The following is a 12,241-nucleotide window of genomic DNA, read 5'->3' on the forward strand; positions in this document are numbered from 1 at the left end:
GGTTCGCGACCCCCGTACCCTCGACGCCCGTGAGCGCGCACACGAACCCCGCACAGATTACTGAAGACGATTTCGCAGGTTACGACCTCGTCGTCGTCGGGTCCGGCTTCTTCGGCCTGACGGTCGCCGAACGAGCCGCGGCGGAGCTGGGCAAGAAGGTCCTGATCCTGGAGCGGCGCAGCCACCTCGGTGGCAACGCGTACTCGGAGCCGGACCCGGAGACCGGGATCGAGGTGCACAAGTACGGCGCGCACCTGTTCCACACGTCGAACAAGCGCGTGTGGGAGTACGTGAACCGGTTCACCGAGTTCACGAACTACCAGCACCGCGTCTTCGCGCGGGTCAAGGACCAGGTCTACTCGTTCCCGATGAACCTGGCCCTGATCAACCAGTTCTTCGGCAAGTCCCACACCCCGGACGAGGCCCGCGAGCTCATCGCCAAGCAGTCGTCGGAGTTCGAGACCGCCAACGCGCAGAACCTCGAGGAAAAGGCCATCTCGCTGATCGGCCGCCCGCTCTACGAGGCGTTCATCAAGGGTTACACCGCCAAGCAGTGGGAGAACGACCCCAAGAACCTCGGCGAGAACATCATCACGCGCCTGCCGGTCCGGTACAACTTCGACAACCGGTACTTCAACGACACCTACGAGGGCCTGCCCGTCAACGGGTACACCGCGTGGCTCGAGAAGATGGCCGAGCACGAGAACATCGAGATCCGGCTGAACGTCGACTACTTCGACGTCCGCGAGCACATCCCGGCGGGCACCCCGACCGTCTACACCGGGCCGCTGGACCGCTACTTCGGCTACTCGGCGGGCAAGTTCACCTGGCGCACGGTCGACTTCGAGTCCGAGGTCGCGCCGACCGGCGACTTCCAGGGCACCTCGGTCGTCAACTACAACGACCAGGAAGTCCCGTACACCCGGATCATCGAGTTCCGCCACTTCCACCCGGAGCGGGACTACCCGAAGGACAAGACGGTCATCTTCCGCGAGTACTCGCGCTTCGCGGGCGAGAACGACGAGCCGTACTACCCGATCAACACGCCGGAGAACCGCGAGAAGCTCGAGGCCTACCGCGAGCTGGCCAAGAAAGAGGCGCGCGAGAAGAACGTCCTGTTCGGCGGCCGGCTGGGCACCTACAAGTACCTCGACATGCACATGGCCATCGGGTCGGCGCTGTCGGCGTTCGACAACAAGATCGCCCCGCACCTGACCGACGGCGCGCCGCTCGACGGGTCCCTCGATGCTTGAGAAGGGGCAGGCCACCGGAGAGGTGGCGGTCCTCGCGAAGGCGCAGGGCTTTCTGAAGAGTGAAGCTTCGGTGAAGGCTGCGCGCGGCCTTTCCCACTTCGGCGAGCACAGTGCCGGGTGGTTCGCGCTCGGCCTGCTCGGCGCCGCGGTCGACAAGAAGCGGCGCAAGGACTGGCTGGTCGCGGCGACCGGGGTCGTCGGGGCGCACGCGGCGTCGATCGCGGTGAAACGCGTGGTCAGGCGGCCGCGACCGGACCACCCGAGCGTGGAGGTCCTGGTCGGTACGCCGAGCAAGCTGAGCTTCCCGTCGTCGCACGCGACGTCCACCACGGCGGCGGCGGTGCTCTACTCCGGATTGACCGGGCGTAACCTGGTGCCCGCCCTGGTACCGCCGATGCTGGCCTCGAGGCTCGTGCTCGGCGTTCACTATCCGACAGACGTTCTGGCCGGTGCAGCTCTCGGGGGGCTCGTCGGTGGACTGATACGACGGAAGCTGAAGAAGAACCCATGAGCGAAACGACCGAGCAGCGCAACAGCGACGAAACTGCCGTGACTCCTGAGGCTCCGGAGACCCCGGATGCGGTGGCACGTGGCCCGCTGGGCCTGGTCGGCGGCGTCATCAAGACGGCGCGGCCGCGGCAGTGGGTGAAGAACGTCCTGGTCTTCGCGGCCCCGTTCTTCGCGTTCTCGAAGTCGACCGACCGCACCGGTCTCCTGATCGACGCGATCATCGCCTTCGTGGCCTTTTCGCTGACGGCGAGCTCGGTCTACCTCATCAACGACGCCATCGACGTCGAGGCCGACCGGGCCCACCCGACCAAGCGCAACCGGCCCATCGCGGCCGGGATCGTGCCGGTCCCTGTCGCGTACGGGGCCGCGGTCGTGTTCTTCCTGGCCGGCCTCGGCGTGTCGTTCCTGGCCAGCTGGCAGCTGGCGGTCGTGCTGGGCGTCTACGAGGCCGTCCAGCTCGGCTACTGCTTCGGCCTCAAGCACCAGCCGGTGGTCGACCTGGCCATCGTCGGCTCGGGCTTCCTGATGCGGTCCATTGCCGGCGGTGTCGCGGGCGGCATCGCGCTTTCGCAGTGGTTCCTGCTGGTCACGGCGTTCGGCTCGCTGTTCATGGTGGCGGGCAAGCGCTACGCGGAGATCATGCTGTTCGAGCGCACCGGCGCGAAGATCCGCTCGTCGCTGAAGAAGTATTCGGCCAGCTACCTGCGGTTCGTCTGGGCGACGTCGGCGGCGATCCTGATCATGTCGTACTGCCTGTGGGCGTTCGAGATCCGCCAGACCGAGCACAACTCGGTGTGGGCGCTGATCTCGATGGTCCCGTTCCTGGTGGCGGTGCTCCGGTACGCGGTGGACGTCGACGGCGGCATCGCGGGCGAACCCGAGGAGATCGCGCTCAAGGACCGCATCCTCCAGGTGCTCGGCGCGAGCTGGGTGATCACGCTGTTCCTGGCGTTCTACCTGTGAGCGCTCATGGCGGATCGACAGGTTCGTTTCAGCTGACGCACAGCTGAGCGGCGCACCCTGAGGTGGTGGGGGCGGGCACTGCGCCCGTCCCCGTGACCACAGGAGCGACCATGAACGACCAGCCGCGCGAGGAGAAGCCCCCGGCCGGGGCCGACCAGCCGACAGCGGTGCAGCCCACGGTCCCGCCACCCGCGGCCCAGGGCGACCCGGCGGGCCAAGGGGAAGCCGCAACTCAAGCGCTCCCCAGCGCGCCCGCCGCGCAAGGTGCGGCGGGTCCCGCAGCCGCGAGCCAGTCGGCCGCACCCGGCCCTGCAGCCACGGGTCAGGGCGAGGCCCCGGCTTCCCCCAGTGCGGCCGCTGCGCAAGGCGCGGCCGGCCCCGCGACCCCCGGTCAGCCCGCCGCCGCGTCCGGTGAGGGTGCCGCGCAGGCGCCCGCTGACCAGACCGCCGTCCACGGGCAGCAAGCCCCGCCCACTCCGCAGCTCTCCCAGCCCGGGCCCGGCCACACCTACGCCTGGGGTGCGCCTGCTCCCCGGCAGCCCGGCGGGTTCCGCCGGTTCGTCGGCCACCGCGCCACCCAGCTGGTCGGCGTCGGCTTGCTCGGGCTGCTGGTCGGCGGCGGCATCGTCGGCGGGATCGCCGCCGCGACCCACCACGGCTCCCACGACGGCCGCCCCGGCATCCACCGCCAGTACGACGGCCCCAACGGCAACCAGGGCTTCAGCGGACGCGGCCCCGGCTTCGGCGGCCGAGGCAACAACAGCAACAGCGGCAGCTCCGGAGACGGCATCTGACTGTGGCCTCGGCCACCCCTACCTCGCTCAGATCACGAAAGCATCACGGACGAGGTACGGTGTCCGGGATGCGAAGCGCCTCCGCAGAACTCCCCAAAGCCGTCCGTGCGCTGCCGGTGGCCGTCCCCGTCGCCCGCTCGTGGGCCCTGCCGGCCGGCGCCGCAGCCGCTTCCGCGCTGGTGTTCGCCCTGGTCAGCAGCCATCTCATCGATGACACCTACATCACGCTGTCCTACGCGAAGAACCTCGCCTTCCACGGCCACTGGGGCCTGATCGAACAGGGCACGGCGAACACCGCGACGTCCCCGCTGAACGTCCTGGCCCTCGGCGCGGTCACGTTCGTCGTGCGCGACGCCGTGCTGGCCGCCGGGATCGTGTTCGTCGCCGCGCAGGTGCTGCTCGTGCTCGGCCTGCGCCGCCTCGGCGAACGCCGCGGGCTGCCGGCCACCTTCGCGCCGCTGACCTTCGCGTTGCTGCTGGTCAACCCGCTGCTGCTGTCCTCGGTCGGCCTGGAGGTGGCGCTCGGGGCCACCGGTGTGGTGTGGACGCTGGTCTACGCGCAAGAGCGGCACGCGGGACGGCTGGGCGTCGTCGTGGGGCTGCTCGCGCTGGTCCGGATCGACCTGCTGCTGATCGCCGCGGTGCTGTTCGCCGCCCGCCGCGAGTTCTGGGACGGGATCTGGCGGACGGCCTTCGCGGCGCTCGCCGTCACGCTGCCGTGGTTCGGGTTCAGCTGGGTGGTGCTCGGCTCGGCCGTGCCGGACACGCTCGTCATCAAGATGAGCCAGCAGCCGTGGGGACCGTTCAGCTTCACCAACGGCCCGCTGCTGTACTGGCGCAACTTCCCGGCCGCGGCCACGCTGTCGTTCCTGCCGATACTGCTCGCGGGCCTGGCGGGGGTGGCCTGGCTCGTCCAGTACCGCCGCGGCTCCGTGACCGCCCGCCGGCTGACCCCGTTCGCGGCGCTCGCCATCGCGGCGGCGCTGCACTACGTGGCGTACAGCCAGCTGGGCGTGCCGCCCTACCACTGGTACTACGCGCCGAGCATCATCGGTGCGACGATCTTCCTCGCCGCCTGCGTGTCAGCGGCGCCGGAGCGGGTCCGCCGCGGAACGTGGACGGCGGCCGGCGCGGTGCTCGCGGCGAGCGTCGCGGTGTACGCGCTGCCGGGTCTCCCGCGCCAGTTCGCCCCGATCACCAGCAACCACGCGTCGACGACGGAGTACCGCGAAATCGGCCAGGAGCTGGCGGCGATCGCCCACGGCCGCAAGGTCGAGACGGCGGGCGAAGTCGGCGCACTGGCGTACGCCTGCGACTGCGAGCTGGTCGACGAGTTCTCCGACCGCGGCGCGGTGGACCCGGCGATCACCGAGACGAAGCGCCGCAGCGGCGACCTCGGCCGGGCGCTGCTGGAGGCGAATTTCCACAACTTCGACCACAGCGTGGCCCCGCTCAGCCCGGACCTGGTCCTGGCGACGACCCGCCGCGCACCCCCGCCGGCGGCGCTGGCGAGCTGGCGGATCGACTCGCCGTGGATGGGCAGCCAGAACCTGTACCTGGTGCCCGCCCACGCGGCGGGCAGCTGATCCCGCCCTCGGAACAGCCGGTTGCGCGTGCCGTCGCGGATCAGCGCGTCACGCATCCGCCGTCCGGTTGATGCCCAGCCGCTGCCGCGTCAGCTTCACGCCGAGGAGCACGCTGCCGACGGTCAGCGCGGTGTCGAGGAACGGCACGATGTCCACCGGCAGGGTGAACGCCAGCACGACGACCGCGCACCCCAGCAGCAGGCAGCCGGCGCCCCACCACAGCGTGGCCGAGCGCCACCGCTCGCGGAACGCCCGGGAAACGCCCCACAGCCGGTCGAGAGCCTCGGCGCGGGCGGGCTGGAAAGCGCACACCGCCTGGAACAGCAGCGGCCGCCGCCCGACGACCAGGCTGGCCAGCATGGCCGCGCCGAGCGGCAGCGTGATCCACGCGCTGCGGACGAGCAGCAGCCGGGCGTCGCCGGAGAGCACCGCCACCGTGGCGTTGACGAGCAGCACGGCCAGCACGAACGCGCTGATCGGGTCGATCCGCCGGTGCCGCACCAGGACGTACCCGGTCCGCAGCACCGGCGGGACGGCGCTGACCAGCAGCGCCCACAGCGGGGCGACCTCGAAGGAGCGCAGGACGTAGTACAGGGCCATCGGGAGAGCGGCGTCGCGGAGCAGCATCGTCAGCCCACCGCGGTCGCTCGTCGTGTTCACCATGGCGACAGTCTGTTGCGATGCCCCTGGTGCGCACATCGGCGTGCGGGCCGGTCCCGGATGGAACCGCGCGTCAACCCCCGGGTGGAGGCCTCAGATCGGCAGCTTGCGGAAGATCGGCCGCGGGACGTGCCGCAGCGCCGACATCACCAGGCGGAACTGGGCCGGCGCCCACACCAGGTCCTTGCCCGCACGAGCCGCGCCCACCGCGATCTCGGCGACTTGCGAAGCCGTCTGCGCCAGCGGAGCGTCCTTCAGGCCCTCGGTCATCTTCGTCTTGACGTGCCCGGGGCGAACCACGGTCACCTGCACGCCGAACGGCGCCAGCGCCTCGCCGAGGCCCAGGTAGAACCCGTCGAAGCCGGCCTTGGTCGAGCCGTAGACGAAGTTGGACCGGCGGACGCGCTCGCCCGCCACCGACGACAGCGCGATCACCGTGCCGTGGCCCTGGGCCTTCAGGTGCTCCGACAGCGCCACGCCGACCGACACCGCCGCCGTGTAGTTCACCGTGGCCAGCTCGACCGCCTTCGCGTGGTCCTGCCAGACCTCCTCCGGGTCGCCGAGCAGGCCGAACGCGACCACCGCCACGTCGATGTCGCCGCCCTCGAACGCCTTGGCCAGCACGGCCGGGTGCGACGCCGTGTCCGCGGCCTCGAAGTCCACTGTGGACACCTCGGCGCCGCGGTCCTTCAGGCGCTGCGCGGCCGCGTCGAGGCGGGGCGACGGCCGGGCCGCCAGCACCACCCGCAGGGGCTTCTCGGCCAGGTACTTCTCGGCGATCGCCAGCGCGATGTCGGACGTGCCGCCGAGCAGGAGCAGGGACTGGGGGTTGCCCACCGCGTCGATCACAGTTCGAGCCTCCGGCTCATGTCAGAGGCGAAAACGCCTTCGGGGTCAATGGACGCGCGCACCTTGCGCCACTCTTCGAGCCGCGGGTACATCTTCGCGAACGTCTCGGGCGAGGTGCGCGAGTCCTTCGCGGTGTACAGCCGGCCGCCCAGCTCCAGGACGTCTTCGTCGAGCTCCTGGCAGAACCGGCTCAGGCCGTCCTTGATCGGGAAGTCGACGCAGACCATCCAGCCCGGGTGCGGGAACGACAGCGGCGCCGCGTTGCCCTCGCCCATCCGCTTGAAGACGTTGAGGAAGGACACGTGCCCCGACTCGGCGATCTTCTTGACGATCTTCCGCAGCGGCTCGTGCGCGTTGAGCGGCGTCGAGAACTGGTACTGCAGGAAGCCCTTCGAGCCGTAGGCCCGGTTCCACTCGCCGAACATGTCGAGCGGGTGGTAGAAGGCGGTCAGGTTCTGGATGACGCCGCGGGCGGCCTTCGGCGTCTTGCGGTAGTACAGCTCGCCGATGGCACCGAAGGTCAGCTTGTTGGCCAGGCCGTTCGGGAAGACGTCCGGCAGCGTCGCCAGCTGCGGGGCGTCGAACTTCAGCGGGTTCGCGCGCAGCTTGGGCGGCAGTTCGTCCAGCTTGGCCAGTGACCCCCGGCCGAAGGCGGCGCGGCCGAGCTTCGAGCCGGTGGAGATCGTGTCGAACCACGCCGACGAGTACGTGTAGTTGTCGTCGGAGCCGTTGCTGACCAGCTCCAGCGTCTCGTCGAGGTTGTTCGTGCGCTCGTTGTCCGCGAGGAAGTACGCGGTCTCGGTCTTCGTCATCCGGATGGTGGCCCGGACGATGATGCCGGTCAGGCCGATGCCGGCCACGGTCGCCCAGAAGAGCTCGGCGTCCGGGCCCTCCGGCGTCAGCGTGCGGATCCGGCCGTCGGCGGTGATCAGGTCCATCGACACGACGTGGTTGCCGAAGCTGCCCGCGCTGTGGTGGTTCTTGCCGTGGATGTCGTTGGCGATCGCGCCGCCGATGGTCACCTGGCGCGTGCCGGGCAGCACCGGGACCCACAGGCCGTACGGCAGCGCCTCGCGCATCAGCTGGTCGAGGCTGACCCCGGCGTCGACGACGACCAGCGCGCTGTCCGGGTCGATCGAGTGGATCCGGTTCAGCGCCGTCATGTCGACGACCAGGCCGCCGGCGTTCTGCGCCGGGTCGCCGTAGGACCGGCCGAGGCCGCGGGCGATCACGCCGCGTGCACCCGCCTGAGCCACGGCGCGCGCGATCTCCTCCACGTCGGAGGTGGTCAGCACGTCGGCGGTGGTCGGTGCGGTCCGCGCCCAGCCCATGAGCGTGCGACGCTGTGTATTGGGTACGTGGGTCACCCGACCAGGGTAGCCACGCCGACCGACGCCCGGAACGTGACCCTGAAGTGCCCGCTTCTACACTTTGCGCATCAAGGCACAAGCGCCCGCGCGGGTGACCGTGACTCAGGTATCGAGGTAATGCAGTGGTGGCGACCGATCCGCAAGCCGACGTAGCGGCTGCTCAGTCCTCCCCTGGACTTCTTGGCCAGCTCATCCGCTTCGCCCTGATCGGGGGCTTCTGCGCCCTGGTCGACCTGGGCACCTACACGCTGCTGACCCAGGTGGCCGGGATGGCCACCTCACCGTGGGTCGACATCGCCCGCGCTATCTCTTTCATCGTGGGCACGACCACGGCGTTCTTCCTGAACCGGAAGTTCACCTTCGCCGGGGGACGCCGCGACGGCAAGGCGCAGATCGGCTCGTTCGTCCTGCTCTACACCGTGACGTTCTTCGTCGCGGTCGGGGTGAACCAGCTGATGCTGCACGTGCTGCCGGAGTCCGCCTGGCAGCACACCCTGTGCTGGGCCGTGTCGCAGGCCACCGCCACCGTGATCAATTTCGTGATGCTCAAGTGGGTCGTGTTCCGCGAGCCGTCGACCAAGGAGAACTGAGGGACCATGCCCGGTAAAACAGCCACCCCGGCGCCGACCACCGAAGCCGGCGCGGCCGCCGAGACGCGGTTCACCGAGCACACCCCGCAGGGCCGCCTGACGGCGCAGCGCGGGCTCTACGCCGGCCCGGCGCCGATCGTCAGCAAGGACCTGTATGCCGAGCTCGAGTGGGGCGCGGCCGTGCGGGAACGGGCGTCGATCACGCTCGAGCCCGCGTCCAAGGTGTCGGGCAACACGTACTTCGGCCGCTTCCCGGCCAGCTACTGGCAGCGCTGGACGACGGTGACCGAGGTCTCGGTCGAGGCCGTCATCACCGGCACCGGCCTGCTGTCGATGGGCGCCTCCGACGTCGAGGGCGAGCCCCGCGTGGTCGCCGCCGAGCAGGTCAAGGACGCCAAGCAGGCGAAGGTCTCGCTGACCGGCAAGCTCGACAAGTTCTACGACGGCGGCGCGCTCTGGCTGGACCTCGAGACCGAGGGCGGCCAGACGCTGCGCGTCGAGCAGGTCCGCTGGACGGTCGAGGCCCCGGAGAAGATCCGCCCGACCGCGGTGACCATCTGCACGATGAACCGCGCCGACGACTGCCTGAAGAACCTGCAGGCCCTCGCCGCGGACGTCTCCTCGCTGGAGACCCTGGACGCCATCTACGTCGCCGACCAGGGCACCGACCTCGTCGAGTCGCGTGACGGCTTCGAGCAGGTCGCCAAGGACCTCGCCGACAAGCTGCACTACATCAAGCAGCCGAACCTCGGCGGCGCCGGCGGCTTCACCCGCGGCCTCTTCGAGGTGGCCGGGCACACCGCGACCGAGCACGCGAACGTCCTGTTCATGGACGACGACGTGCTGCTCGAGCCGGACCTGGTGATCCGGATGACGGCGTTCTCGAACCGCGCCGCCAACCCGATCATCGTCGGCGGCCAGATGCTCAACCTGTTCCACCCGAACCAGCTGCACGTCGGCGCCGAGTACGCCCGGCTGAACACGCTGGAGCCCGGCCAGCCGGTCGAGCACTCGCTGTCCACCGCCGACCTGCTCGGCGTGGACGAGGAGACGCTGAAGCCGAACCGCCAGGAGCGCCGGCTCGACGCCGGTTACAACGGCTGGTGGTCGTGCCTGATCCCCTACGAGGTCGTCCAGGCCACCGGCTACCCGCTGCCGTTCTTCTTCCAGTGGGACGACGCCGAGTACTCCTACCGGGCCCGCGCGCACGGCTTCCCGACCGTCACCCTGCCAGGTGCGGGCGTGTGGCACGCCGACTTCCACATGAAGGACTGGGACGAGTGGCACCGGTACTTCAACCTGCGCAACTCGATCATCACCGCGGCGCTGCACTCGCCGTTCAACCTGAACCTGCTTTCGCGCGTGCTGCTCGCGCAGCTGGTGCGCTACCTGCTCGGCATGCAGTACGGCCTGTCGGCGACGCTGATCAAGGCCGTCGAAGACTTCCTGAAGGGCCCGGAAGTCCTGCGTGACGGCGGTGTCGAGGCGATGAAGGAGATCCGCCGGATCCGCGACGAGTACCCGGAGACCAAGCGCCACAAGGCGACCGACGTCCCGGGCATCGCGTCCAACGACATCGGCATCATCAACAGCGCGCCGCGGCCCAGCATGCAGCGCCTGGTGCTGATCAAGCGGGTCCTCGACCGCGTGCTCGGCCGCAGCCGCTTCGGGCTCGGCGCGGTGCCGATCGACGAGGCGAACTGGTGGCATATCGCGCTGTTCGACACCGCGGTCGTCACCGACGCCAGCCAGGAGGGTGTCCGCGTCCGGTCCTACGACCGCGCGAAGATGTTCGACCTGGCCAAGCGCGGCGCGAAGGTCGTCCAGCGGCTGCGCAAGGAAGGCGCGGCGGTGCAGGAGCAGTACAAGCGGGCCATGCCGGAGCTCACCTCGCGTGAGAACTGGAAGCGCCTGTACAAGCTCTGACGTTCTTCGCGAAGGCCGTCTCACGTACGTCGTGAGGCGGCCTTCGTCGTTTCACGCGTGCAGGCCGAAGACTTTGCTCTTGCGGTTGAGGTCGTCGATGTAGGCCGCGGCGACGTGGGCGAAGTTGACCGCGACCACCGAGTCGTCCTTGGTGGTCACCGATTCGACGGCGCCTGCCTTCACGAGCTGGGTGAGCCGGCCCGCCAGCTTGCCGGATTCTTGGGTGGTGAGCGCGAACAGCAGCGGTTCGCCGCCGGTCGCCAGGTGCAGCACGAGTGCGGGTTTCTGGTCAGCCATGCGTCCATCGGACCAGCGGCGATCTTGCCCCGGCAAGCAGGTTCGCTGAGGGCGGAGCTACGGTTTTCGCGAAGGCCGGACTCATCCGCGGGGGGTTGGAAGCGAATGCCGCACTCGTTCTCGCTGTCGCTGGCGGCGGTGGACATCCTGCTGGAGCAGCTCGGGCTGGGCCGCGCGCCGACGCCGTTCGAGGTCCCGCACGTCGGCACGACGGTCGAGCAGCGCGCGATGATCCGCGACGCCGTGGTCCGCGACCTGACCGGCCGCGGGCTGTGGAACCGCGGCCGCCTGGACGCCGATGCCGAGCTGGCCCTGGCCACGTTCGCCCGCGGCAGCGTGACCATCGGCGCGGCGGCCGAGCTGGGCGATCGCCACCTGTTCGCGCGGGTGGCGTCCGACGGCCAGTTCGCGGTGCTGGCCCACCAGAAGGAAAACCTCATCGTATTCGAGGAGGTCCGCCCGACGGGCATCGTCCCGGCGATCGTCGACCTGCTCCCGCTGACCCCCGCGGCGCCCGGCCAGTCGGTGACGATTTCCCGGCCCGTCCAGCAGCCCCGCCGCCGCGACGACGCCTACGACCCGTTCGCGGGCGTCAGCGCCCCGCGGTCGCACAGCGGCAGCGGCGGCCCGCAGGTCCGCATGATCGAGCGCGTGTTCCAGGAGCCGAAGAAGCGGGTGGGCCAGTTCACGGCCCAGACCCGCGGCGCCACCCACCCGCCCCTGGCCTGGTTCGACACCCCGAGCGGCCGCTGGCTGATGTCCTCCCGCGCGGCGGCGGACGGCCAGCGCTGGATCACCTACGCCCCGGCGGACAACGCCCGGCTGGCCCAGCAGCTGTACGCCCAGCTCGAAGGCCAGTTCTGAGCATCGCGGAACCGGCCGCGGGGCCGATGCGTCCGAAGTGAAGAGCGGTGAACAGCCGTTGCGCTGGGTGCCCGGCTAGTAGACTCCCGGGTGCACACGCACGGGCGAAGCGATTCGGGGTGGAACAGCGATGCTGATAGCTGACGGCGGGGGCGGCGGCTCGATTTCCGACATCGTCAACCCGTTCTCTTCGGGCGCCATGAACGCTGCCGTGAAGGCGGCCACGGCCGAGACGCAGAAGCTGCTGGCCGCGGCCAACGGCGGCGGCTTCCGGATCTCGCCCGAGGGCGTGGCGCCGATCAAGAAGGCACTGGCCGACTTGATCAACGACCTCAACCTCCGAGGGGACTCCATCTACACCCTCAACCAGTCACCGCAGCTGGGGAACCACCCCTACGGGCACACCGTCGCGGCACACGACCACAAGGGTGCGGCGCAGGTCGAGGGGTCCGCGAGCATGGCGCTCGAAGAGCTCAAGAACCTGGCCGAGCAGGCGGGCAAGGCGCTCGATATCGCCGTCGCCAAGTACAACGAGTCCGACAACGCCGCCTTCGACGCTTTGAAGTACAAGCACTAGGG

13 protein-coding genes are annotated in these 12,241 nt (G+C 69.9%); 9 read left to right on the forward strand and 4 right to left on the reverse strand.

Going from position 1 to position 12,241, the window contains the following annotated elements; genetic code table 11:
• Window positions 1-29: 29 nt before the first annotated feature.
• The 5 genes from glf to AB0J55_RS09320 all read left to right on the forward strand — a co-directional run bounded on the left by glf (window position 30) and on the right by AB0J55_RS09320 (window position 5,106).
• On the forward strand, window positions 30-1,253 hold the full coding sequence (gene glf / locus AB0J55_RS09300) for a UDP-galactopyranose mutase (RefSeq protein ID WP_364245040.1): 1,224 nt from the start codon (window positions 30-32) through the stop codon (window positions 1,251-1,253).
• Window positions 1,246-1,764, forward strand: a complete 519-nt coding sequence (locus tag AB0J55_RS09305; protein WP_364245042.1) for a phosphatase PAP2 family protein — start codon at window positions 1,246-1,248, stop codon at window positions 1,762-1,764. Before glf ends, AB0J55_RS09305 begins: the two co-directional genes overlap by 8 nt.
• Window positions 1,761-2,726 carry a decaprenyl-phosphate phosphoribosyltransferase gene (locus AB0J55_RS09310; protein ID WP_364245044.1) on the forward strand — a complete coding sequence of 322 codons (966 nt, stop codon included), beginning with the start codon at window positions 1,761-1,763 and terminating at the stop codon, window positions 2,724-2,726. The genes AB0J55_RS09305 and AB0J55_RS09310 overlap by 4 nt, the downstream gene beginning before the upstream one ends.
• A gap of 110 nt (window positions 2,727-2,836) precedes the next feature.
• Window positions 2,837-3,520 (forward strand): hypothetical protein, encoded by a 684-nt coding sequence (locus AB0J55_RS09315; protein ID WP_364245047.1) that lies wholly within the window; start codon window positions 2,837-2,839, stop codon window positions 3,518-3,520.
• A 68-nt stretch (window positions 3,521-3,588) separates the two neighbouring features.
• Complete coding sequence (locus tag AB0J55_RS09320) at window positions 3,589-5,106, forward strand: hypothetical protein (RefSeq protein ID WP_364245049.1); 1,518 nt, start codon at window positions 3,589-3,591, stop codon at window positions 5,104-5,106.
• A gap of 48 nt (window positions 5,107-5,154) precedes the next feature.
• On the opposite strand, the gene AB0J55_RS09325 is transcribed toward AB0J55_RS09320, so the two are convergent.
• From AB0J55_RS09325 to AB0J55_RS09335, 3 genes are all read right to left on the reverse strand, one after another.
• Entirely contained in the window at window positions 5,155-5,769 is a 615-nt protein-coding gene (locus AB0J55_RS09325; RefSeq protein ID WP_364245052.1) for a VC0807 family protein, read from the reverse strand.
• 90 nt (window positions 5,770-5,859) lie between these two features.
• Window positions 5,860-6,615 carry a decaprenylphospho-beta-D-erythro-pentofuranosid-2-ulose 2-reductase gene (locus AB0J55_RS09330; RefSeq protein ID WP_364245054.1) on the reverse strand — a complete coding sequence of 252 codons (756 nt, stop codon included), beginning with the start codon at window positions 6,613-6,615 and terminating at the stop codon, window positions 5,860-5,862.
• The gene (locus tag AB0J55_RS09335; RefSeq protein WP_364245995.1) at window positions 6,612-7,946 is read right to left on the reverse strand and encodes an FAD-binding oxidoreductase; all 1,335 of its coding nucleotides are present in this window, start codon (window positions 7,944-7,946) and stop codon (window positions 6,612-6,614) included. The genes AB0J55_RS09330 and AB0J55_RS09335 overlap by 4 nt, the downstream gene beginning before the upstream one ends.
• 161 nt (window positions 7,947-8,107) lie before the next feature.
• Here AB0J55_RS09335 and AB0J55_RS09340 point away from each other — a divergent pair, with 161 nt between their 5' ends.
• Both AB0J55_RS09340 and AB0J55_RS09345 read left to right on the forward strand, forming a co-directional pair.
• A complete protein-coding gene (locus AB0J55_RS09340; protein ID WP_364245056.1) occupies window positions 8,108-8,575 on the forward strand; it encodes a GtrA family protein in 468 nt (155 codons plus the stop codon).
• 6 nt (window positions 8,576-8,581) lie between these two features.
• On the forward strand, window positions 8,582-10,501 hold the full coding sequence (locus tag AB0J55_RS09345) for a glycosyltransferase (protein WP_364245058.1): 1,920 nt from the start codon (window positions 8,582-8,584) through the stop codon (window positions 10,499-10,501).
• Window positions 10,502-10,552: 51 nt separating this feature from the next.
• Here AB0J55_RS09345 and AB0J55_RS09350 read toward each other — a convergent pair whose 3' ends face one another.
• A complete protein-coding gene (locus AB0J55_RS09350; RefSeq protein WP_364245060.1) occupies window positions 10,553-10,798 on the reverse strand; it encodes a hypothetical protein in 246 nt (81 codons plus the stop codon).
• A 105-nt stretch (window positions 10,799-10,903) separates the two neighbouring features.
• Here AB0J55_RS09350 and AB0J55_RS09355 point away from each other — a divergent pair, with 105 nt between their 5' ends.
• A complete protein-coding gene (locus AB0J55_RS09355; protein ID WP_364245063.1) occupies window positions 10,904-11,662 on the forward strand; it encodes an ESX secretion-associated protein EspG in 759 nt (252 codons plus the stop codon).
• A gap of 130 nt (window positions 11,663-11,792) precedes the next feature.
• A complete protein-coding gene (locus AB0J55_RS09360) occupies window positions 11,793-12,239 on the forward strand; it encodes a hypothetical protein (RefSeq protein ID WP_364245066.1) in 447 nt (148 codons plus the stop codon).
• Window positions 12,240-12,241: the final 2 nt, after the last annotated feature.

Origin of the sequence: Amycolatopsis sp. NPDC049688 (assembly GCF_040674975.1) — a bacterium.
Lineage (GTDB): Bacteria > Actinomycetota > Actinomycetes > Mycobacteriales > Pseudonocardiaceae > Amycolatopsis.